Raw genomic sequence first — 23073 nt, 5'->3', positions numbered from 1 at the left:
GCGGAGTAACTTGTGATGCTGATAATCTTGTTGACTATCAGTCTGACTCCACAAGCACCCACACGAATTGCTTGATTCAGTTGTTAAAGAGCGGTTGGTTAAGAGCTTTCGTCTCAACCGAGGCGCGCATTCTACAGCAGCCTCATTTGCTGTCAAGTGATTATTTTCAGAAGCTTTCGAAGATTTCTTCAACAACTTCAACCACTTGCGCTTCCGATCTCTCGTCAGCGGGAGGCGAATAATACAGCGTTACACGCTGCTGTCAACACCTCTTTTTCTCCGCTTTCGACCGAGAAGATCGAATCGTTAATAGCGTCAAACAACACGACCCTACCAACGCCTTCTGGGCTTCGATGAACTGAAGCAATCCGCTGCTTTATTCTGCATAACTCATTGTTTAGCAAGGAGTTTTACGTTTCGACTGCGCCGGAAGTGGGGCGAATTATAGACGTATACAATCTGCGGTCAAGCGTTAATTACGCTTTTGTTGCAGTGGGTGCTTTTTTAGTAATAAGTCGGGGGATTCGGCGCGCCACTGGCGGTACACGCAGTACCAGAAGCAACGCACCTATAGAAGCATAGATAGCCCATTCCTTCAGATCAGCCCGCACGATCCACAGCATGTGCAACAGACCAAGCCCAAGAATCACATACACCAGCCGATGCAGCTTCTTCCAGCGACTACCCAGTCGGCGTTGGCTATAGCGATTCGACGTGAGCGCCAACACCAACAAAGACAAGAACCCCAGCGCCCCCACAATAATGTAGGGCCGCTTACGCAGCTCCACACCCAATTGCGACCAATCCAGCCCCAGGACAAACACACAGTAAGCCGCCAAATGCAGCACTACATAGGCAAAGCACCACAATCCAAGCTGCCGGCGCACCGCGATCCACCCCGCCCAACCGCTCAGTTTCTGCAGCGGCGTCATTCCAAGGGTAATCAGCAAGAGGATCAGGGTACCCAGGCCAAGCCGATCAACCAGCACCTTGCCCGGATCCGGCCCCAAGGCAAAACTCCATGCATCATACAGCCATAATAACGGCCACACTGCCGCAGCTATAAAAACGCCAATGCGCCAGATGGGGTAACGCATCAGTAGTTCTTCCGCAGATCGAGGCCTGTATATAAAGAGGCGACCTCATCCGAGTAGCCATTGAACATCTGCGTCTCACGCACATTGGGACTGAACAGCCCACTTGGCAGACGACGCTCCCGCGCCTGGGTCCAGCGGGGATGATCCACCGTAGGGTTCACATTCGCATAGAAGCCATACTCATCCGCCGCAATGCTCTGCCAAGTGGTTTTGGGCTGCTCGCTTACAAGACTGATACGCACGATGGATTTCACGCTCTTGAAACCGTACTTCCAAGGTACGACCAGACGCAACGGTGCACCGTTCTGATTGGGCAACTCGCGCCCATACATGCCAACGGCAAGAATCGCCAAAGGGTTCATCGCTTCATCCAGACGCAGCCCTTCTACATAAGGCCAGTCAATCAAGCCAAAACTCGAACGCTGCCCAGGCATGCTCTTGGCATCCTGGAGGGTTTCAAAGCGGATGTATTTGGCCTTGGAGGTCGGCTCAACCTGCTTGAGTAAGGCAGAGATCGGAAAACCCATCCACGGGATGACCATCGACCACGCCTCGACACAGCGTAAACGGTAGATCCGCTCTTCTAATTGATAGGGCTTCATGAAGTCTTCAAGGGCGTAACGCCCCGGCTTTGCAACCTCGCCATCGATCACCACACTCCAGGGCTCGGTCTTGAGTGAGCCTGCATTTTTCGCAGGATCACCCTTGTCTGTACCAAACTCATAGAAATTGTTGTAGTGGGTTGCGTCCTTGAAGGGGGTGATGGACTCATCCTTGACCGTCACCGCCTGCCATTTCGTTGCCGGCAATTTTTCGGCAAACCAATTGGGCGCCTTGCCAGGCTCAACATCGGGATAACGCGCGGCCTCGTCAGCACTGACCCAACGCGGCAGGCTGCTGGCAGCAATGCCGGCAAGCGCACCACCGAGCAAGCTACGGCGAGAAAGGTAGAACGATTCAGGCGTGACATCCGATTCTTGGCAATCGGACGCTTTGGGCAATTTGATTAACATGGCAACTCCGCAGCATTGGAGAACTGATGCACCAATAGACTGCGGAGTATGGGGGAAATTACATTAAGGCAACGTTTTGTCCCGGCGCATATGCAGCAAGTACTGAATCGGCCCCGAAGCGGCGTAGACCAGGAAGGCCAACAGCAGAATCCGAGGAGGATCACTGAAGACCACCGCAAACACCAGTACCACTGCCAGGATCGCCACGAAAGGTACGCGCCCCTTGAGGTCAAGCTCCTTGAAGCTGTTGTACTTGATATTGCTGACCATCAGCATACCGGCAGCAGCAACCATCAACGCCACCAGGAACGACATTTTCGAACCCTGGATGCCGTAGTCGCTGAACGCCCAGACGATACCCGCCACTACGCCCGCCGCTGCCGGACTGGCCAGACCGATGAAGTAACGCTTGTCAGCAGTCCCCACCTGGGTATTGAAGCGAGCCAGGCGCAACGCCGCACCCGCAACATAGATGAAGGCGACCATCCAGCCAACCTTACCCATATCACCCAGCGCCCAGGCGAAGGCCAGCAGTGCAGGTGCAACACCAAAGGCAACCATGTCCGATAGCGAGTCATACTCGGCACCAAAGGCGCTTTGGGTGTTGGTCATGCGCGCCACACGACCATCAAGGCCATCCAGCACCATGGCCACGAAAATCGCGATGGCAGCAAAGCCGAAATACTTGCTGGCGCTCGCCGCATCACCCGCCGCCAGGGCGCTTTGGGCACTCATTGAGTTGATGATGGAATAGAACCCGGCAAACAGGTTTGCCGTAGTGAACAGATTGGGCAGCAAATAGATGCCACGATGCCGGACCTTGCGGCCTTCAGCGTCATGCCCTTCTTCGACATGTTCATCGATCGGTAGCAGGCTTTCGGCGTCAGAAGCCTGGCTTGGCTCTTCGGGACGTTCGCTCATGGACTTTACCTTGCAACGGTGTGAAAAAAATTCGACCAATACTTGCGGCGAGTGTTCGCCCGCAAACGATGCAGCTTTATACCAGAACCCGCCCCTCAAACGAAAAAACGCGGCCTAAGCCGCGTTTTCTGTTGATACGTACGACTTAGTTTTTGGCTTTGTCGACGATCTTGTTGGCACCGATCCACGGCATCATGGAGCGCAGTTGCTCGCCGATGACTTCGATACCGTGAGCAGCGTTGTTACGACGCTTGGCGGTCATCGAAGGGTAGCCGGTAGCACCTTCGCTGATGAACATTTTGGCGTACTCGCCGTCCTGAATACGTTTCAGGGCGTTGCGCATAGCTTGGCGGGACTCGGCGTTGATGACTTCCGGGCCAGTCACGTACTCGCCGTATTCGGCGTTGTTGGAGATCGAGTAGTTCATGTTGGCGATACCGCCTTCGTACATGAGGTCAACGATCAGCTTCAGTTCGTGCAGGCATTCGAAGTAGGCCATTTCCGGCGCGTAGCCAGCTTCAACCAGGGTTTCGAAACCGGCTTTAACCAGCTCAACGGTACCGCCGCACAGAACGGCCTGCTCACCGAACAGGTCGGTTTCGGTCTCGTCCTTGAAGGTGGTTTCGATGATGCCGGTACGACCGCCACCCACACCAGCAGCGTAAGACAGCGCAACGTTCTTGGCGTTGCCCGAAGCATCCTGGTAGATCGCGATCAGGTCAGGGATACCACCGCCTTTGACGAACTCGGAGCGTACGGTGTGGCCCGGTGCCTTCGGCGCGATCATGATCACGTCGAGGTCTGCGCGCGGTACAACCTGGTTGTAGTGGATCGCGAAGCCGTGGGAGAAGGCCAGGGTGGCGCCCTTCTTGATGTTCGGCTCGATTTCGTTCTTGTACAGCGCGGACTGGAACTCGTCCGGGGTCAGGATCATGACCAGGTCGGCGGCAGCAACTGCAGAAGCAACGTCAGTCACTTTCAGGCCGTGGGCTTCAGCCTTGGCAACGGTGGCCGAGCCTTTACGCAGGCCAACAGTCACGTCAACGCCGGAGTCTTTCAGGTTGCAGGCTTGCGCGTGACCCTGGGAGCCGTAGCCGATGATGGCGACTTTCTTGCCCTGGATGATCGACAGGTCACAATCTTTATCGTAATAAACTTTCATGAGGTTCCTCTATATATCCAGGCCGTAAGGCCATTCGCTAATTTGGGTTAGATGCTGAGTACTTTGTCGCCACGGGCAATCCCGGTGACACCACTGCGTACCGTTTCCAGAATCGAGGCCGTCCCGATCGACTGGATGAAGCTGTCCAGCTTGTCGCTCGTACCGGTCAGTTGAACGGTATAAACACTGGCGCTCACATCGACGATCTGCCCGCGATAAATATCGGTAGTGCGCTTGATCTCGGCACGTTGGGCACCCGTAGCCTTGACCTTGACCAGCATCAGCTCGCGCTCGATGTGGGCACTTTCCGACAGGTCGACCAGCTTGACCACTTCGATCAGCTTGTTGAGGTTCTTGGTGATCTGCTCGATCACCTCATCGTGGCCCACGGTGGTCAACGTCAGGCGCGACAAAGTCGGGTCTTCGGTCGGCGCCACGGTCAGGCTTTCGATGTTGTAGTTGCGTTGCGAAAACAGGCCGACAACACGAGACAGAGCGCCGGGTTCGTTCTCCAGAAGCAGGGAGATAATGTGCCGCATGATTAAGTACGCTCCGTCTTGTTCAGCCACATGTCGCGCATAGAGCCGTCTTTGATCTGCATCGGGTAGACGTGCTCACTGGTATCCACCTGAATATCGATGAACACCAGGCGGTCCTTCATGGCGAACGCTTCTTCCATCTTCGGCTTCAGATCTTTCAGATCGGTGATGCGAATGCCAACGTGGCCATAAGCCTCAACCAACTTGATGAAATCCGGCAACGATTCCATATAGGAATGGGAGTGACGGCTACCGTAGCTCATGTCCTGCCACTGACGAACCATGCCCAGCACGCCGTTGTTCAAGCAGACAATCTTCACAGGAAGACCGTACTGCAGGCACGTCGACAGCTCCTGGATGTTCATCTGAATGCTGCCTTCACCAGTGACGCAGGCAACGTCAGAGTCCGGGAAACTCAGCTTCACCCCCATGGCTGCCGGGAAACCAAAGCCCATCGTGCCCAGGCCACCGGAGTTGATCCAGCGGTTAGGCTTGTCGAACTTGTAGTACTGCGCGGCGAACATCTGGTGCTGGCCCACATCGGAGGTCACAAAGGCGTCGCCCTTGGTCACTTCGCAGAGCGTCTCGATCACGGTTTGTGGCTTGATGATGCTGCCGTCGCCCTTGTCGTAAGGGAACAGGCCACGGTCACCACGCCATTCGTCGATCTGCTTCCACCAGCTGGCAACGGATTCCTTGTTCGGCGTCTCGCCGATGTCCTTGAGTGCAGCGACCATTTCGGTCAATACACTTTCTACCGGACCTACGATCGGCACATCGGCCTTGATGGTCTTGGAGATGGACGCCGGGTCGATGTCGATATGGATGATCTTGGCATTCGGGCAGAACTTGCTCGCGCCATTGATCACGCGGTCATCAAAACGCGCGCCCACTGCCAGGATCACGTCGGCGTGGTGCATGGTCAGGTTGGCGGTGTAGCTGCCGTGCATGCCCAGCATGCCCACGAACTGACGGTCCGTACCCGGGAATGCGCCGAGGCCCATCAGGGTGTTGGTGACCGGCAGGTTGAGCAGCTTGGCCAGTTCGGTCAGCGGTGCAGAACCGCCGCCCAGGATCACGCCACCACCTGAGTACAACACGGGACGCTTGGCCGCCAGGAGCATTTCTGCCGCCTTGCGGATTTGCCCCGAGTGCCCACGAACGGCCGGGCTGTAGGAACGCAGCTTGGCTTTCTTCGGGAAAACGTATTCGAATTTTTCAGCCGGGTTGGTCATGTCTTTCGGGATATCGACCACGACTGGACCCGGGCGACCGGACTGCGCGAGGTAGAAGGCCTTTTTCATGACGTCCGGGATTTCCGACGCATGCTTGATCATGAAGCTGTGTTTCACGATCGGCCTGGAGATACCGATCATGTCGGTTTCCTGGAACGCATCGGTCCCCACCATGGTGCTTGGCACCTGGCCGGAAATGATCACCATCGGGATGGAGTCCATATAAGCAGTCGCGATGCCAGTAATGGCATTGGTTGCGCCTGGGCCGGAGGTTACCAGTACCACACCGGCTTTACCGGTGGCACGGGCATAACCGTCAGCCATATGGGTCGCGGCCTGTTCGTGGCGAACCAGGATGTGGGTAACAGCCGGTTCCTTGAACAGTGCGTCGTAAACATGCAGCAGAGCACCACCTGGGTACCCGTAGATATAGTCGACGCCTTCGTCACGCAAAAAGCGGACGAGCATCTCACCGCCAGATAAAAGCTCCACGTTGTTCACCTCTAAAACGCCAGAATACCGTCCGTTGAAAACCGACGGGTCTTAATAGGTTTACTTCTCAACAGAGCATGAGCGACGGTGGTCGCCGACTACGTCAGCACTGACTGAGCAAGTATTGGGATCGTCCCAAGTGTTGCGGGCTTTTCCCACCCAGCGCGAGGTAACGCGTTGCGGGTGTAACAGGTCGGCGCGGATGTGCGCCTCATGATCTGCTGAGCGGGCCTGCTTCTGGCAGTCCCGATACAGCGGACTTTGGATTCTTCTGTTTCAGGCCTCTCAAGTCAAGCAATAATTGCGCTTTTTTCCAACTAAGCGCATGAGAACGTAGAAGAAAGGGCTTTGAGGAGGGATAAAACTCGCCTGAATGTCGTCAAGCGGTAGAAATGTGCGCAAGACTGCCGGAAAAACCGGCAGCCAGGCAATTAACGAGCGTCGACGATCAGTTGATCGAACTTTTTCAGCGCATTACGCAAGCCAAGGCTCTCTCGCGGCCGATCGGCATAGACCATCTCGGCCATTTCGAGAATGCCTGAAGCATTCGGCAACGGCAGGTCCTGTTCGAGGATCTGTTTCATGCGCACCAGGAAGATCCATTGCAACCACTGGTGGAAGTCCAGTGTGTCGACCGCAAACGGCTCGACGCTGCTGAGCGCCTCGACGCTTGGGGACACCTCATCCCACCAGCCCTGCACGCGCAATTCGCGCTCGATCAGCAATAACTGTTCGGCAATCGCGGGAAACCGTGCATCCATCAGAGGCTGACCTTGGCTTTTTGCCGAGCCTGGGCAGCGCCGGCAGCGTCACCTTGTGCTGCACGCGCATCGCCGATCAACGCCCACAGGCTGGCTTGCAGGTCGGGACGACCGTTGGCCAGCGTGAGACCACGACGAGCAAATTGTTCGGCCTGGGGCGCATCGCCCTGGGCCATGCGTACCTGGGCCAGGCGATACAGCACTTGCGGCTCGCGCGGAGCAACACGTTGCGCACGCTCAAGGCTGGATGACGCACCATTCAAGTCACCACCCGCCTGCTGTTGCTGCGCGGTGGTCAGCAAGGCCAGCACCGGGCCGTCCAATTGCTCGTCGGCTGACAAGCCGCCAGCGCTGGAGGACGATGGAATGCCACTCGGCGTCGACGGCATGGTGTAGGTACCCTGGTTGATCGGCGCGGTCTGCATCGGCGCGGCATCGATCGGCCCGGAGGTGCTTGGCCCAGGCGTCCAAGGCTCGGCACTGATTGGCGCCGAGGTAGCTGCACCGCCGCCCGGCACCATCACGACCACACCCGAATCCTGCGGCACGGCCTGAGGCCTGGCCTGGGCCGGACGGTTGGTCACGGTTTGGCGGAAACCGCCATTGGCCGAGATACGGTCATTATTGGAGACAGCTGTACTCGAATCCACCACAGGAATAGAGCCGCGCTGCACGCTGGAGCAACCGCCGAGCAAAGCCAGAGCTGTAATAGCTGGAATCCACCACTTGTTCACTTGAAACCCTCTTTGCTTAATTCATCCAGCCCTTGACCCAATCCATCACCGATTCCGCATCTGCAGGGGCTCCGCCACCGCACGCAGCACCGGCTGGTGGTTCGCTGCCGCGAATATACGGCATCTGCACCGCGCCCGGACAGTTGGCATCGGAGCCCTGGCCGGTATGCGGATCAATCCAGGCCTGCACGATGTTATCCGGCTGCGGCATGTTCAACGGCAGCGGGTCGGCCTTGCGCATGAAACTGGTCCAGACCTGCAATGCGCCAGTGGCACCGGTGAATGGTGTCTTGCCATTATCGTCACGGCCCAGCCACACCACTGCGAGCACATCCTGACCGAAACCTGCGAACCAGCTGTCACGGGAGTCGTTACTGGTACCGGTCTTGCCCGCCAGTGTCAGGTTGGAAGGCAAGACTTTATAGACCGAGCTGCCGGTACCTTCACGCATCACACGTTGCATGGCGTTCTGGATCAGATAGATGGAGCCCGCGTCAAAGCGTTGCTGAATCTGGAACGGATAGCGCTTGAGCGGCTCCCCCTCCGCCGTCAGTACACTGCGGATCCCGCGCATAGGGGTGTTGAAGCCACCGTTGGCAAGGGTCTGGTACATGGTCGCCACTTCAATCGGCGTCATGGCGCCGGCGCCCAGCAGAATCGACGGGAAAGCCGGGAATTCGCGGGTGATGCCCAGGCGCGCCAGTGTCTTGAGGACATTCGGCACGCCAACCTCCAAGCCGAGCCGGGACGTGGAAATGTTGTAGGAATGGGCCAAGCCCTGATACAGGAACACCGTGCCGTGGGAGCGGCGATCAAAGTTCTGCGGCGTCCAGACCTGGCCGTCGCCCCCCTTGACCGACAGCGGGTCATCCGACAGCCAACTGGTGAGGGTGTATTTGCTCGGTTTTTCCAACGCTGTCAGGTAGACCGCCGGCTTGACCAGCGAGCCGATCGGCCGCACGGCATCCAGTGCGCGGTTGAAACCGGCAAAGCTGGCCTGGCGACTGCCGATCATGGCCTGGACTTCACCGGTTTCCGGGTTGGTCACCACCATGGCGGCTTCTACTTCGTCGGCGCCCTTACGGCCAGTCAGGCGCTTGAAGGTGTCGTTGACCGATGCTTCTGCCTTCATCTGCAGGATCGGGTCGAAGCTGGTGAAGATCCGCAGGCCTTCTTCGGTCAAGTCTTCGTCGCGATAGTCTTCACGCAACTGGCGCTTTACCAGATCGATAAAGCCTGGGAATGAACTGTCCGCCAACTTCCCGCGGGTTGTCACACCCAGTGGCATTTTCTTCGCCGCGGCCACTTGTTCCGCCGTGGCAACGCCTTGCTGTTCAAGCACATCGAGCACCAGGTTACGGCGCTCAAGCGCACGCTCCGGATTACGACGCGGGTTGTAGTAGGAAGGCCCCTTGACCATGCCCACCAACAAGGCCACTTGATGCAGCTTCAACTCCGACAGCGGTTGACCGAAGAAGAACTGGCTGGCCAAACCGAAGCCGTGCACCGCGCGCTGACCATCCTGGCCGACGAATACCTCGTTGAGGTACGCCTCAAGGATCTCCTGCTTGCTGTAGTGCAACTCGAGCAGCATCGCCATCATGGCTTCGGTGAGCTTACGGGTCAGGCTGCGCTCGTTGGTCAGGTAGAAGTTCTTCACCAACTGCTGGGTCAGCGTACTGCCGCCCTGGGTCATCCTGCCGCCGGAAGTATTCACCCAGACGGCACGGGCAATCGACTTCGGCGAAACGCCCCAGTGACTATAAAAGTCGCGGTCCTCTACAGCCACCAACGTTTCCAGTAGATACGGCGGCACCTGATCAAGCTTGATCAGGATGCGATCTTCAAGGTTCTTCGGGTAAATCCCGCCGATCATCAGCGGTTCAAGGCGTACCACCGGCAACTTCGAGCCGTTGAGGGACGACAGTTCGGCCACGTAGTCGCCGGAGAAGCGCACGCGCACAGGCTGGGCTTTCTCCAGCCCTTCATAGAACTGAAAACCGCGAGTATTGAGGTCGACGGTGTTGCCGCTGACCGCAGCCGCCCCCGGACCATTGCTCACGGGTTCGCGTCGATAGCCCAGGGCGTCGAGTTCGGTGAGGAAGTCATCCTTGCTCAGCTTCTGGCCGGTGAACAGTTCCAGCGGGCGTGCGTACACCTTGGCCGGGATAGTCCAGCGCTTGCCGGAGAACTTCTCCTGGACCACAGCGTCGAGGTACACCGCAAAGCCAGCGAGCACCACAAGGCCTACAAGGCCGAGCTTGAGCGCCCAGCCAAGCCACGGGCGCAGGCCGCGGGAAGGAGGTTTTTTACGGGAACGGGGAGATCGGGTTCGAGTCATGGCGGCGGATTATACGCACTTTATTGATGATCAACATGAGCCGGACAGCGGTTTGCACGACCGCCCGTAGCAGCCATAATGCGCGCCATGATCTCCCCCCGACTCTGAAGGATCGCCCGTGAGCCAGTCACTGATCGCAGCCCTGCAAAACCCGGCTTTGTACCCTCATCCGGTTGAAGCGTTCCAGGTCATCGAAACGCATATTTCATGGGTGGTCCTGACCGGCCCCTATGCCTATAAATTGAAGAAACCGATGAACTTCGGGTTCCTGGACTTCACCGACCTGGAGAAACGCGGGCACTTCTGCAACGAAGAACTGCGCCTCAACCAACGCCTGACCACAGATCTGTATCTGGAAGTGTTGCCGATTACCGGTACAGCCGAAGCCCCACAATTGGGTGGCGACGGCCCGGTGATCGAATATGCCCTGAAGATGCGTCAGTTCCCGCAAAGCCAATTGCTCAGCACTTTGCAGGCCAATGGCGAATTGACCGCCACGCACATCGATGAAATGGCCAGGCAGATCGCACGCTTTCACCTCACCGCACCAAAAGTGCCGCAGGACCACGCGGCCGGCACCCCCGATGAAGTGATGGCGCCGGTACGGCAGAACTTCGACCAGATCCGTCCATTCCTCAGCGACAAGGCCGACCTGATTCAACTGGAAGCCCTGCAAGCCTGGGCCGAAAGCAGCTTCGAGCGCCTGAAACCGCTGCTGGCACAGCGCAAGCTCGACGGTTTCACCCGCGAGTGCCACGGTGACATCCACCTCGGCAACGCCACCTTGATTGACGGCAACGTGGTGATCTTCGACTGCATCGAGTTCAACGAGCCGTTTCGCTTCACCGATGTGTACGCCGACACCGCTTTCCTGGCCATGGACCTGGAAGACCGCGGCCTCAAGTCCCTGGCGCGGCGCTTTATCAGCCAGTACCTGGAACTGACCGGTGACTATCAGGGCCTTGAAGTGCTGAACTTCTACAAAGCCTACCGCGCCCTGGTGCGTGCCAAGGTGTCGCTGTTCAGCATGCCGAGCGAGGCAAGCCCGGTACAGCGCGCCACCACCCTGCGCCAATACCGCAACTACGCCAACCTGGCGGAAAGCTACAGCACCATTCCATCGCGCTTCCTGGCAATTACCCATGGCGTCTCGGCAGTGGGCAAAAGCCACGTGGCCATGCGCCTGGTGGAAGCATTGGGCGCTGTACGCCTGCGCTCGGACGTGGAGCGCAAGCGCATGTTCGGCGAGCAGCAGGTGGAAAACACGCCCCAGGCTGGCATCTATGCGTCCGACGCCAGCGCCAGGACCTACGCTCGCTTGAATGACATCGCGGATACCGTGCTGCGCGCCGGCTTCCCGGTAGTACTGGATGCCACCTTCCTCAAACGCGAACAACGCGACGCCGCAGCCAAAGTGGCCGAAGCCACGGGGGCGCCTTTCCTGATCCTGGACTGCAACGCGCCACAGGCGGTTATCACCAGTTGGTTGGCGCAACGTCAGGCCGACAAAAACGATCCATCCGACGCGACCCTGAGCGTTATCGAAGAACAACAGGCCAACCGTGACCCACTGACCGCTGAAGAACTGTTACTGAGTAAACGCGTCGAGACCAATCAAAGCGGGACCCTCGATGCGTTGGTCGCACAAATTCGCCAGCGCCTGCCAGGTCTGTAAGAAAAATTTCTTGGGCGTGTCGTCTACTTGGACGCACGCCCAAGAAATAGTGGCACTATAATGGCGTCATAATTCCAACAGGAGTCGTTTTCATGAGTCAGCCCAAGCTTCTAGATACACCGCTCTACGCACTCCTGCATAAAGACGATATCCGTGGTTTCAACCAGGAACGCCCTGCAGGCGGCATTATCGACATGCGTGGTGGCGACTTCCGTGGACTGGACCTGCGCGACCTGAACGCCACCGGCGTGGACTTCACCGACGCGTATTTCCGCTCCGCCGACTTGCGCGGCCTGGATTTGCGCGACTGCTCACTGGAAGGCGCCAGCCTGGCCCATGCGCAGATTTCGGGCACCTACTTCCCGCCTGAATTGACTGCCGATGAGATCCTCATGTCGGTCAATTTCGGCACTCGCCTGCGCTACCGCACCAAGTAAGATTCGATCCAAGCCCGACTACGCGCAACGCGTAGCGGGTGCTTCACGCCTGCCCGGCGTCAAAATCCCCGCGCCATTCTTATAAGCTTTTTGGCCGTTTCGGACCAAAGAACTACGCTTTTCCTACTGAGCGCTACACTGCTGTTCAGGCCTGCCTGGTCACGATACCCACCGCACCATTCGGCCGTCGCAAGGAGGCTTGATGAACGATGAGCTGCAACACCTGAAAAACCTCGGCAAGACGTCAGCGCAGTGGCTGCATGCGGTGGGCATCCACAGTGCATCCGACTTGCGCCGCCTGGGAGCGGTCGATGCGTATCGAGCCGTCAGGACTCGCGGGTTTCGCGCATCAAAAGTGTTGCTCTATGCGATCGAAGGGGCCCTGATGGACGTGCACTGGAATGACATTCCGGTCGAGCGTAAGGAGGCGTTGAACCGCCAGCTGGATGCCATTTCAGCGCGCCAGAAGAGCTAGATCGTCAGCAAGGCCCAATGTTTATGCGCACTTCGAACGGACGTTTGAGGAAAAACGCAGATCCTTCAAAAACAACTGTTGACTCTCAAATGAGAATCGTTATGATTATCACAACTGGTCGCGAGATCAGCCGATAACTGAAAGACCATTGGTTCGGACTCTCAGATTATCTCCTCATCAGGCTAATCACGGTTATTTGACCCGGCTTTTGCCGGGTCTTTTTTTGCCTGTGAAAAAGCACGCCTCAGCGAGCAATGATTAACGGGTGGCCCCGCTCCGGGTGCGGCTGAACCAATACTTCCAAACCAAACACGGCCTTAAGCGGCTCGGGCCGCAGCACCTGCGCCGGTGTATCCAACGCGTGGGGACGGCCCTGCTCCAGCAGCAAAATGCGATCACAGTAGCGCGCGGCCAGGTTCAGGTCATGGAGGATCACCAGCACCGCCGCACCACGATCGGCAAAGCGGCGGATCGCTTGCAGGGTCGTGTGCTGATGCAGGGGGTCCAGCATCGATGTCGGCTCATCCAGCAGCAATGTCTGCCCCGCCTCACCCGGCCATAGTTGCGCCAGCACCCGCGCCAAGTGCACACGTTGACGCTCGCCACCAGACAGCGCCAAGTAACTGCGACCTTTCAAGTGTGCGACATCCGCCGCCAGCAAGGCTGCGTGGATAATTTCATCATCGCGCACACGCCCCGCCTGGTGGGGCAAACGGCCCATGCCGACCACCTCTTCGACACGGAACGCGAAGTCCAGGGTCGAGGTTTGTGGCAACACCGCCAGCCGTTGCGCGCGCTGCGGTCCGCTCCAGTCTTTCAACGCCTGCTGCCCCAACCACACCTTGCCCTGATCCGGGTGCAACTCGCCGCACAACGCCCCCAGCAACGTACTCTTGCCCGCACCATTGGGACCCAGCACACCGATCACTTCACCCGGCAGCAACTCCAGAGTGACGTCCGCCAGCACGACCTTGTGGCCACGCCGGATCTGCAGGCCTTCAACACGCAGCATCAGGCACGTCCCCGTAACAACAGGTAAAGAAAAAACGGCGCACCAATAAACGCAGTCACGATACCAATCGGCAATTCAGCCGGCGCCAAGGCCAGTCGCGCAACCAAGTCGGCAAACAGCAACAAACTCGCGCCCGCCAATATCGACGCCGGCAACAGCACGCGGTGATCAGGCCCGGCCAGCAACCTGACCAGATGCGGCACCACCAGCCCGACAAAACCAATCATGCCCGCCGCAGCCACCGCAGCACCTACACCTAATGCGGTACAGAACACCAACTCGCGCTTGAGCCCTTCAACATCAATTCCCAGGTGACTGGCCTCGGATTCGCCGAGCAACAGCGCATTCAACGCCTTGGCCCGGCGCGGCAACCAGAGCGCCACACCGGCACTGACCAGCAATAAGGGCCATAACCGCGAATAGCTCGCGCCGTTGAGGCTGCCAAGGTTCCAGAACGTCAGGGTACGCAGGGTGACGTCGTCCGCCAGGTAGGTGAACAGGCCCACTGCCGAGCTTGCCAGTGCAGTGAGGGCAATGCCGGCAAGCAGCATTGTCGCCACATTGGTCTGACCGTTACGACGCCCCAGCCGATAAACCAGCGCGGTCACGCCCAGCCCGCCTAGAAACGCGCACAGCGACAGCACATAAGGCCCGAATGCCTCCGGTAACCCACCAAAAAACGCACCGCCGACAATGGCGATTGCCGCCCCCAGTGCCGCCCCGCTGGAAACCCCGACCAACCCCGGATCGGCCAGGGGGTTACGAAACAAACCTTGCATGGCCACACCGGACAATGCCAATACGCCGCCAACCGCCAAACCGAGCAACGTCCGCGGCAAACGAATCTGCCCCAGGATCAACTCAGCCTGCTCCAGGCCTTGCGCCTCTATCGGCACGCCCATCAAGCGCAATGCCGCCTTGAGCGTATCCAGCAACGGCAAGCTTACCGGGCCCAATGCCAACGAGAGCCAGGTCGCCAACAGGCATAACAGCGCCAGGCCGATGAACAGCGTTTTCGGCTTAACCAGCGTAGTCATGGGGCAGGTTTAGCCTGTGACGGGTAAAAACCGGCCGAGAGCTTCACCAGACTTTGCGGCAGACGAGGCCCGAGCCCGCCAACCAGCAGGGTCGGGTCAAGCTCGAACACGCGGCCACGCTTGGCCGCCGGCGTCGAAGCCAGGATCGGATTCTCCTTGAACAACGCCGCGCGCGCCGCGTCTCCGGTAAGGGCACGATCGGCAAACACCAGCACATCCGGGCTCAACCCTGCCAACGACTCCGCCGAAAACGGCTTGTACCCGCTGTGGGTAGCCAGGTTATGCCCGCCGGCCTGCTGCACCACCCAATCGCCCGCGGTGTCCTTACCGGCAATCAGTGGCTTGCCGCCAGCATGGCCGATCAGCAGCAACACGCCCGGTGCCTTCTGCGCGGCCTGCGCCTTGGCGACCCAGCTTTTCTGCTGATCAAGGGCCCGTTCATATCCGGTAAACAATGCACTGGCCTTAGCCTCATCTCCCAGCAACTTGCCCAGGTGCTGAAGATTACCCTTCAAGGTCGGCAAATCCGGCTGCGCCGAGAACATCTCGACCTGGACACCTGCACTGCGAATCTGCGCCAGCACCGGTGGCGGCCCCATCTCTTCAGTCCCCACCAGCACCTGTGGGCGCAGGCTGAGAATGCCTTCGGCCGACAATTGCCGCTGATAGCCGATACTTGGCAACGCCTTGAGCGATTCAGGATGCTGGCTGGTGGTGTCCACGCCGACCAACTTCGGCTCACCGCCCAACGCCGTAACCCATTCCGACAGCGCCCCACCGGCACTCACCCAGCGTTGTGGCAGTTCAGAGGCTTGCGCCCCATGGTTGACCAGCAGTCCGACAACAAGCGCAACAGCGCTGGCACTCAGGCGCATAACAGGGTTTCCTTCCAAAGGGCAGGGCCTTTCGAGCACTCATCGATGTGACAGATAACCCCTGGCGGACATCGAACTGAGCACCCAGTCAGCTAACGGGCGAAGCCGGCATTTGATAATTGTTTGCATTTGAACGTCAAGGCACTTAAGGATTGAAATGAAGTTTCTCTGCCCCTCGGACACGCTCGCGCCCAACAGCAGCCTCGGTTTTACGATGGATGGCACGCCGCTGCTGGCGGTACGCCGGGACGGCATCGCCTACTTCTATATCAACCGCTGCCCACATCGCGGCATTCCACTGGAGTGGCAACCCGACCGGTTCCTTGACGACAGCGCCAGCCTGATCCAATGCGCCACCCACGGCGCGCTGTTCTTGATCGAAAGCGGCGAGTGCATTGCCGGCCCATGCGCAGGTAAAAGCCTCAAGGCCCTGCGCGGTCGTGAAGACGCACAGGGCCTGTGGGTGGATCTCTAGTCGAGCAGCACGTCTAACCGACGGTCCACGCAAATCTCCTCGGATGTCACGCGCACCCCATACGCCAACACTTCCACCCCGGCAGCTTTAGCTTCGCGCAAGGCCGCACCATAGGCGGCATCGATTTCCAGCGCCGGACGTACCGCGTCAATCCCCGAGAGGTTGACGCAATACAATTGCACCGCCCGCACACCTTCACGCGCCAGATGCGCCAGTTCCCGCAGGTGCTTGGCGCCACGCTGGGTCACCGCATCGGGGAAGGCAGCAACCCGGGTGCCATCAAACCCCAGCGTGACACTTTTGACTTCCACATACGCCGCGCCGTCGGGATATTCGAGACGAAAGTCGATGCGGCTTTTCTCCTGGCCGTAAGGCACTTCCCGCTTCAACGCGGTGAAACCGTTGAGTTCAGTGATCACGCCAGCGCGCAACGCCTCCTCGACCAACGGATTGGCGCGTGCCGTGTTAACGCACGCCAAGCGGCCCTGGGGCGTTTCGGCAATTTCCCAGGTGCCGGGCAACTTGCGCTTGGGGTCATTGGAGCGACTGAACCAGACCTGCCCGCCTTCCACCATGCAGTTGAGCATCGAACCGGTATTTGGGCAGTGAATAGTCAACAACTCGCCGGTAACGGTTTCGATATCGGTGAGAAAGCGCTTATAGCGGCGAATCAGCCGGCCTTCTTCGAGGGGAGGATAAAAGCGCATCAGCCTTGCCAGCTCCGCAGGCCACGCTGGATTCGTTCCACCGCCTCCTGTAGCCGATCAAGGTTTTGCGTGTAGGCAAAGCGCACATGATGACCCGCTTGATAGCGACCAAAATCCAGACCGGGTGTGAATGCGACATGCTCGGTTTCGAGGAAATGACGACAAAATGCGAAGGCATCTGCGCCGAACGCACTGATATCGGCGTACAAATAGAACGCACCTTCCGGCTCTACGGCAATCCCGAAGCCCAACTCGCGCAAAGCGGGCAGCAGGAAGTCGCGACGCCGGCCAAATTCGGCACGGCGCTCCTCCAGAATGCTCAGGGTTTGCGGGGTAAAGCAGGCGAGCGCGGCATACTGGGCCATGCTGGGCGCGCTGATATACAGATTTTGCGCCAGTTTTTCCAGGTCGCCGACCGCAGCCGGCGGCGCCACCAGCCAGCCCAGGCGCCAGCCGGTCATGCCGAAATACTTCGAAAAACTATTCAGGACGAAGGCCTCATCGTCGACCTCCAGCACGCTGGCGGCGTCAGTGCCGTAGGTCAGGCCGTGATAGATCTCATCCACCACCAAATGGCCGTTACGCGCCTTGATTGCGTCGGAAAGCCCGGCTAATTCATCGCGCGTGAGGATCGTGCCGGTGGGATTCGCCGGGGAGGCAACCAACGCGCCCACGCTGTCCTGATCCCAGTGTCTGGCCACCAGGTCAGCGGTCAGTTGATAACGCACTTCAGGGCCTACCGGCACCAGTTGCGCGGCACCTTCCACCAGGCGCAGGAAGTGCCGGTTACACGGGTAACCCGGGTCTGCCAGCAGCCAATGCTTGCCGGGGTCCACCAACAGGCTGCTGGCCAACAACAGTGCGCCGGAGCCCCCGGGAGTGATCAGGATACGCTCGGGATCGACGTTCAATCCGTAGCGCTGCTGGTAGAAACCGCTGATGGCTTCACGCAATTCCGGCAGGCCACGGGCCGCGGTATAGCGGGTCTTGCCATTGGCCAACGCCGCCTGGCCGGCCTGGATGATCGGCTCGGCCGTGGTGAAATCCGGCTCGCCGATCTCCAGGTGGATCACATCATGGCCTGCCGCTTGCAGCTCATTGGCTCGCGCCAGCAACGCCATGACATGAAAAGGTTCGATAGCGCGACTGCGCGCACTGTAGGGCTGAGCCATTAGCCTTCCTTAACGGTGAGGACAAAATCAGGATTCTACCGAACCCTCGCGGTAAAACATGCTCTATTGCCTGCCTGGCCGTCCAAGATGAACCCGGCAAGCGCTTGCAAAACGACTAAAATCAACATTCGAGACGATGCATACCCAGCCACAGCGGGCTGCTGCAGTTGGCAACCCCTGCGTGACGGGCGTCGACAACCGGGAGTGGCGCACCCTGAATCTATCTGGTAAGTTCGCCCGCTTGCAGCCGCAGGGCCGGCAGGTGTCGGTAACGTTGCAATCCTGCGCAATGGATTAGAAGAGTGAGAGGCGGTCTATTCATGTCCACCCAAGCAAAGCAACAGAGCATCAGCGGCTTCCAACCCTACGTTGAATCGAAGGGTGAGGAATACATGGGCAAGCCCATGCGCGAGCACTTCTCCAAAATCCTGAAGCAGTGGAAGCAGGACTTGATGCAGGAAGTCGACCGCACGGTTGACCATATGAAGGATGAAGCGGCCAACTTCCCGGACCCGGCAGATCGTGCCAGCCAGGAAGAAGAGTTCGCCCTCGAACTGCGCGCCCGCGATCGCGAGCGCAAGCTGATCAAGAAAATCGACAAGACGTTGCAACTGATCGAAGACGAAGAATACGGCTGGTGCGAATCCTGCGGTGTCGAGATCGGTATCCGTCGCCTGGAAGCCCGCCCTACTGCGGACCTCTGCGTAGACTGCAAGACCTTGGCTGAAATCAAGGAAAAACAGGTCGGCAAGTGATCCAGCCGAGCTGAACCAATGGGGCGTGCAAACGCCCCATTTTTGTTTCTGGGATTTACCGATTTTCCAGTAGTATCCGGCCCATGACTGCCTCTACCTATATCGGGCGTTTCGCCCCCACGCCCAGCGGCCATCTGCACTTCGGTTCCCTGGTCGCCGCCCTCGCCTCCTACCTCGACGCCCGCGCCAATCGCGGCCGCTGGCTGATGCGCATGGAAGACCTCGACCCGCCCCGCGAAGAGCCCGGCGCCCAGGTGGCAATCCTGCATGCCCTGGAGAGCTACGGCTTTGAGTGGGATGGCGAACTGGCCAGACAAAGCGAGCGGCAGGACGCCTACGCCAAGGTACTGAACGATATGTTCAACCACGGCCTGGCCTACGCCTGTACCTGTTCACGTAAACAATTGGAGCCCTACGACGGGATTTACCCAGGCCTGTGCCGAAATGCCGGTCACGACCAGCAGGACGCCGCCATCCGCCTGCGTGTTCCCGAGCTGGAGTACCACTTTACTGACCGCGTACAAGGAGAATTCCGACAACACCTGGGCCGTGACGTCGGCGACTTCGTCATCCGTCGCCGCGATGGCCTCTACGCCTACCAACTGGCCGTGGTGCTCGACGATGCCTGGCAAGGGGTTACCGATATCGTGCGCGGCGCCGACCTGCTCGACTCCACGCCACGCCAGCTGTACCTGCAGGAGTTGCTGGGCCTGCGCCAGCCGCGCTATCTGCACGTACCGTTGATCGTCCAGCCAGACGGTAACAAGTTGGGCAAGTCCTATCGTTCCCCGCCGCTGCATCCCGACCAGGCCACGCCGCTGCTATTGAGAGCCCTGCGCGCCCTTGGCCAGCAGCCTGGCGACGAACTGCTTCATGCCAGCCCACGGGAGTTGCTGGATTGGGGCATTGTGCACTGGGATGCCAGCAGGATCCCGCGCACACTGACCCTGGCCGAAGCGCAATTACGCTGAAGGCGCTTGCAGCCTGCCAGCCATCCGTTACCATCGCCGCAGTTTTTTAATCAGAGGCCAACATGTACATCTATCGATTGGTCCTGCTGCTGGTCGTCGGGATCTACTTGTTTTCCCCCGCCATCATGGATTGGTGGATCGACGCCACGGGCGCCTGGTATCGCCCCTATCTGCTGTGGCTGATCCTGATCGTCGTGACCTTCATCCTGCAGAGCCAAAAAGATGCCGATGAGCTTTAGCCTCACCCAGATGCTGCTGATCAGCGCCGCTTACCTGGCGGCACTGTTCGGCGTCGCCTGGATCAGTGAGCGCGGAATGATTCCGCGGGCGATCATTCGCCATCCGTTGACCTACACCTTGTCCCTCGGCGTGTACGCCAGCGCCTGGGCGTTCTATGGCACCGTCGGCCTGGCCTATCAATACGGCTACGGCTTTCTCTCCAGCTACCTGGGTGTGTCCGGCGCGTTCCTGCTGGCACCGGTGCTGCTGTACCCGATCCTGAAAATTACTCGCACCTATCAGTTGTCGTCACTGGCCGACCTGTTCGCCTTCCGCTTCCGCAGCACGTGGGCCGGGGCATTGACTACGGTGTTCATGCTGATCGGCGTGCTGCCCTTGCTGGCCCTGCAGATCCAGGCGGTGGCCGACTCCATCAGCATCCTGACCCGCGAGCCGGTGCAACACCGGGTCGCCCTGGCGTTCTGTGCGCTGATCAGCCTGTTCACGATTTTCTTCGGCTCACGTCACATCGCCACCCGCGAGAAACACGAAGGGCTGGTATTTGCGATTGCGTTCGAATCGGTGATCAAGCTGATCGCCATCGGCGGCGTCGGTCTCTACGCGCTCTATGGCGTGTTCGACGGCCCGCAACAGCTGGAGCTGTGGCTGTTGCAAAACCAGACCGCTCTCGCCGCCCTGCACACGCCGTTGCAGGAAGGCCCATGGCGCACGCTGTTGCTGGTGTTCTTCGCCTCGGCAATCGTAATGCCCCACATGTACCACATGACCTTCACCGAGAACCTCAACCCGCGCTCGCTGGTCAGCGCCAGCTGGGGCTTGCCGCTGTTCCTGCTGTTGATGAGCCTTGCGGTGCCGCTGATCCTCTGGGCCGGCCTGAAACTGGGGGCCACCACCAACCCCGAGTATTTCACCCTGGGTATCGGTATCGCCGCCAATAGCCCGGCGTTGGCGCTGCTGGCGTATGTGGGCGGCTTGTCTGCTGCCAGCGGGCTGATTATCGTCACGACGCTGGCTCTATCGGGCATGGCCCTCAATCACCTGGTGCTGCCGCTGTACCAGCCGCCCGCCGAAGGCAATATCTACCGCTGGCTGAAATGGACGCGCCGCGCACTCATCGTCGCGATCATCATGGCCGGCTACGGGTTCTACCTGTTGCTCGGCGCCGGGCAGGACCTGGCCAACCTGGGCATTGTCGCGTTTGTCGCCACCTTGCAGTTCCTGCCGGGAGTGCTGTCGGTGCTGTACTGGCCGACCGCCAACCGCCGTGGGTTTATCGCCGGGCTGCTGGCCGGGATCCTGGTATGGATCGTCACCATGCTACTGCCGTTGGTCGGCAACCTGCAGGGTTTCTACATTCCGCTGCTGAACATGATCTACGTGCTGGACGACACCAGCTGGCACATGGCGGCGATTGCCTCGCTGGCCGCCAACGTACTGATGTTCACCCTGATATCGCTGTTCACCAACGCCAGCCCGGAAGAGACCAGCGCCGCCGAGGCGTGCGCGGTGGATAACGTGCGTCGACCGCAACGCCGCGAACTGCACGCGGCCTCGCCCCAGGAGTTCGCCACGCAACTGGCCAAGCCCTTGGGTGCCAAGGCTGCGCAAAAGGAAGTCGAGCAGGCGCTGCGCGATCTGTACCTGCCCTTTGACGAGCGCCGCCCATATGCGCTGCGTCGCCTGCGCGACCGCATCGAAGCCAACCTCTCCGGCCTGATGGGCCCCAGCGTGTCCCAGGACATGGTGGAAACCTTTCTGCCCTACAAGGCCGGCGGCGAAAACTACGTCACCGAGGACATCCATTTCATCGAAAGCCGGCTGGAGGATTACCACTCACGCCTCACCGGCCTGGCGGCCGAACTCGACGCACTGCGCCGTTACCACCGCCAGACCCTGCAGGAACTGCCGATGGGCGTGTGTTCCCTGGCCAAGGATCAGGAGATCCTGATGTGGAACAAGGCCATGGAAGAACTCACCGGCATCGCCGCGCAACGGGTGGTGGGCTCGCGCCTGAATACCCTGGGCGATCCGTGGAAAGAACTGCTCCAGGGTTTTATCAACCTGCCCGACGAGCATTTGCACAAGCAACACCTGGCCCTCGACGGCCAGACCCGCTGGCTCAACCTGCACAAAGCCGCGATCGATGAACCGTTGGCTCCCGGTAACAGCGGCCTGGTGCTGCTGGTCGAAGACCTGACTGAAACCCAGATGCTCGAAGACAAGCTGGTGCACTCCGAGCGCCTGGCCAGCATTGGTCGCCTGGCAGCGGGCGTGGCCCACGAAATCGGCAACCCGATCACCGGTATCGCCTGCCTCGCGCAAAACCTGCGGGAAGAGCGTGAGGAGGACGGCGAAATCATCGAAATCAGCGGGCAGATCCTCGAACAGACCAAGCGCGTCTCGCGCATCGTGCAGTCGCTGATGAGTTTTGCCCATGCCGGCGGCCATCAGAATCTGGATGAGGCCGTGTGCCTGGCCGAAGTGGCCCAGGATGCCATTGGGCTGCTCGCCTTGAACCGGCGCAATTTCGAAGTACAGTTCTTCAACCTGTGCGACCCCGACCATTGGGTCGACGGCGACTCACAACGCCTGGCCCAAGTGCTGATCAACCTGCTGTCCAACGCCCGTGACGCAACCCCGGCCGGTGGTGCGGTACGCGTCAAGACCGAGGCTTTCGAACATACCGTCGATCTGATCGTCGAAGATGAAGGCAGCGGTATTCCACAGAACATCATGGACCGATTGTTCGAACCCTTCTTCACCACCAAGGACCCGGGTGAAGGTACCGGTCTGGGCCTTGCACTGGTCTATTCCATCGTTGAAGAGCATTATGGACAAATCACCATCGACAGCCCGGCTGACACCGAAAGCCAACGCGGCACCCGTATTCGGGTGACCTTGCCGCGTCATGTCGAAGCGACGTCCGCTGTGAACTGAGACCGTCGAG

At 59.3% G+C, this 23073-nt stretch carries 22 protein-coding genes and 1 pseudogene; 9 read left to right on the top strand and 14 right to left on the bottom strand.

The features are described 5' to 3' along the window. Positions 1-242, top strand: a pseudogene (locus tag BLQ09_RS31420) (hypothetical protein); the annotation flags it as partial. Positions 243-476: 234 nt separating this feature from the next. Here BLQ09_RS31420 and msrQ read toward each other — a convergent pair. From msrQ to mrcB, 9 genes are all read right to left on the bottom strand, one after another. After that, positions 477-1097, bottom strand: a complete 621-nt coding sequence (gene msrQ, locus BLQ09_RS19890; protein ID WP_027605400.1) for a protein-methionine-sulfoxide reductase heme-binding subunit MsrQ — start codon at positions 1095-1097, stop codon at positions 477-479. Then, positions 1097-2110 carry a protein-methionine-sulfoxide reductase catalytic subunit MsrP gene (gene msrP / locus BLQ09_RS19885; RefSeq protein WP_027605399.1) on the bottom strand — a complete coding sequence of 338 codons (1014 nt, stop codon included), beginning with the start codon at positions 2108-2110 and terminating at the stop codon, positions 1097-1099. Before msrP ends, msrQ begins: the two co-directional genes overlap by 1 nt. A 63-nt stretch (positions 2111-2173) precedes the next feature. Beyond that, on the bottom strand, positions 2174-3031 hold the full coding sequence (gene pssA, locus BLQ09_RS19880) for a CDP-diacylglycerol--serine O-phosphatidyltransferase (RefSeq protein WP_027605398.1): 858 nt from the start codon (positions 3029-3031) through the stop codon (positions 2174-2176). A gap of 145 nt (positions 3032-3176) precedes the next feature. Further along, positions 3177-4193, bottom strand: coding sequence for a ketol-acid reductoisomerase (gene ilvC / locus BLQ09_RS19875; protein WP_003176099.1), 1017 nt, complete (start codon positions 4191-4193; stop codon positions 3177-3179). Between the two features lie 47 nt (positions 4194-4240). Further along, complete coding sequence (gene ilvN / locus BLQ09_RS19870; RefSeq protein ID WP_003176102.1) at positions 4241-4732, bottom strand: acetolactate synthase small subunit; 492 nt, start codon at positions 4730-4732, stop codon at positions 4241-4243. A 2-nt stretch (positions 4733-4734) separates the two neighbouring features. Next, positions 4735-6459, bottom strand: coding sequence for an acetolactate synthase 3 large subunit (locus tag BLQ09_RS19865; RefSeq protein WP_027605397.1), 1725 nt, complete (start codon positions 6457-6459; stop codon positions 4735-4737). A 431-nt stretch (positions 6460-6890) separates the two neighbouring features. Continuing rightward, positions 6891-7220 (bottom strand): YqcC family protein, encoded by a 330-nt coding sequence (locus BLQ09_RS19860; RefSeq protein ID WP_027605396.1) that lies wholly within the window; start codon positions 7218-7220, stop codon positions 6891-6893. Beyond that, entirely contained in the window at positions 7220-7954 is a 735-nt protein-coding gene (locus tag BLQ09_RS19855; RefSeq protein ID WP_027605395.1) for a tetratricopeptide repeat protein, read from the bottom strand. Before BLQ09_RS19855 ends, BLQ09_RS19860 begins: the two co-directional genes overlap by 1 nt. Before the next feature lie 16 nt (positions 7955-7970). Next, on the bottom strand, positions 7971-10295 hold the full coding sequence (mrcB, locus tag BLQ09_RS19850; RefSeq protein WP_065938262.1) for a penicillin-binding protein 1B: 2325 nt from the start codon (positions 10293-10295) through the stop codon (positions 7971-7973). Between the two features lie 118 nt (positions 10296-10413). Between mrcB and BLQ09_RS19845 the strand changes: the two genes are divergently transcribed. The 3 genes from BLQ09_RS19845 to BLQ09_RS19835 all read left to right on the top strand — a co-directional run bounded on the left by BLQ09_RS19845 (position 10414) and on the right by BLQ09_RS19835 (position 12882). After that, positions 10414-11970: a bifunctional aminoglycoside phosphotransferase/ATP-binding protein gene (locus BLQ09_RS19845; RefSeq protein WP_092358308.1), complete on the top strand. Its 1557-nt coding sequence runs from the start codon at positions 10414-10416 to the stop codon at positions 11968-11970. A gap of 92 nt (positions 11971-12062) precedes the next feature. Further along, a complete protein-coding gene (locus BLQ09_RS19840; RefSeq protein WP_027605392.1) occupies positions 12063-12407 on the top strand; it encodes a pentapeptide repeat-containing protein in 345 nt (114 codons plus the stop codon). Between the two features lie 202 nt (positions 12408-12609). Next, positions 12610-12882 (top strand): TfoX/Sxy family protein, encoded by a 273-nt coding sequence (locus BLQ09_RS19835; protein ID WP_027605391.1) that lies wholly within the window; start codon positions 12610-12612, stop codon positions 12880-12882. 244 nt (positions 12883-13126) lie between these two features. Here BLQ09_RS19835 and BLQ09_RS19830 read toward each other — a convergent pair whose 3' ends face one another. From BLQ09_RS19830 to BLQ09_RS19820, 3 genes are read right to left on the bottom strand one after another with little or no spacing between them, the layout of a single operon-like run. Next, a complete protein-coding gene (locus BLQ09_RS19830; protein WP_092358306.1) occupies positions 13127-13894 on the bottom strand; it encodes a heme ABC transporter ATP-binding protein in 768 nt (255 codons plus the stop codon). Beyond that, positions 13894-14877 carry a FecCD family ABC transporter permease gene (locus BLQ09_RS19825; protein WP_175472325.1) on the bottom strand — a complete coding sequence of 328 codons (984 nt, stop codon included), beginning with the start codon at positions 14875-14877 and terminating at the stop codon, positions 13894-13896. Before BLQ09_RS19825 ends, BLQ09_RS19830 begins: the two co-directional genes overlap by 1 nt. A 50-nt stretch (positions 14878-14927) precedes the next feature. Next, the gene (locus BLQ09_RS19820) at positions 14928-15806 is read right to left on the bottom strand and encodes a heme/hemin ABC transporter substrate-binding protein (protein WP_092358302.1); all 879 of its coding nucleotides are present in this window, start codon (positions 15804-15806) and stop codon (positions 14928-14930) included. Positions 15807-15963: 157 nt separating this feature from the next. Here BLQ09_RS19820 and BLQ09_RS19815 point away from each other — a divergent pair, with 157 nt between their 5' ends. Then, entirely contained in the window at positions 15964-16281 is a 318-nt protein-coding gene (locus BLQ09_RS19815; RefSeq protein WP_027605387.1) for a Rieske (2Fe-2S) protein, read from the top strand. Here BLQ09_RS19815 and sfsA read toward each other — a convergent pair. Next, positions 16278-16988 (bottom strand): DNA/RNA nuclease SfsA, encoded by a 711-nt coding sequence (gene sfsA / locus BLQ09_RS19810; protein WP_065925299.1) that lies wholly within the window; start codon positions 16986-16988, stop codon positions 16278-16280. The two genes, BLQ09_RS19815 and sfsA, sit on opposite strands and share 4 nt — an antisense overlap. Continuing rightward, a complete protein-coding gene (locus tag BLQ09_RS19805) occupies positions 16988-18160 on the bottom strand; it encodes a pyridoxal phosphate-dependent aminotransferase (RefSeq protein ID WP_027605385.1) in 1173 nt (390 codons plus the stop codon). The genes sfsA and BLQ09_RS19805 overlap by 1 nt, the downstream gene beginning before the upstream one ends. A 320-nt stretch (positions 18161-18480) precedes the next feature. Here BLQ09_RS19805 and dksA point away from each other — a divergent pair, with 320 nt between their 5' ends. The 4 genes from dksA (at position 18481) to BLQ09_RS19785 (ending at position 23063) form a co-directional block, all read left to right on the top strand. Further along, positions 18481-18915 (top strand): RNA polymerase-binding protein DksA, encoded by a 435-nt coding sequence (gene dksA, locus BLQ09_RS19800; RefSeq protein WP_005791430.1) that lies wholly within the window; start codon positions 18481-18483, stop codon positions 18913-18915. Positions 18916-18998: 83 nt separating this feature from the next. Next, positions 18999-19886 carry a tRNA glutamyl-Q(34) synthetase GluQRS gene (gene gluQRS, locus BLQ09_RS19795; protein WP_027605384.1) on the top strand — a complete coding sequence of 296 codons (888 nt, stop codon included), beginning with the start codon at positions 18999-19001 and terminating at the stop codon, positions 19884-19886. A 62-nt stretch (positions 19887-19948) separates the two neighbouring features. Then, on the top strand, positions 19949-20125 hold the full coding sequence (locus BLQ09_RS19790) for a hypothetical protein (protein WP_003176118.1): 177 nt from the start codon (positions 19949-19951) through the stop codon (positions 20123-20125). Beyond that, positions 20109-23063 (top strand): sensor histidine kinase, encoded by a 2955-nt coding sequence (locus BLQ09_RS19785; protein ID WP_027605383.1) that lies wholly within the window; start codon positions 20109-20111, stop codon positions 23061-23063. Before BLQ09_RS19790 ends, BLQ09_RS19785 begins: the two co-directional genes overlap by 17 nt. Positions 23064-23073: the final 10 nt, after the last annotated feature.

Source organism: Pseudomonas sp. NFACC25 (genome assembly GCF_900100935.1).
GTDB classification, from domain to species: Bacteria; Pseudomonadota; Gammaproteobacteria; order Pseudomonadales; family Pseudomonadaceae; genus Aquipseudomonas; species Aquipseudomonas marginalis.
Note: the sequence above shows the minus strand (reverse complement) of the source record. Positions and strands in the feature narration are given on the sequence as shown.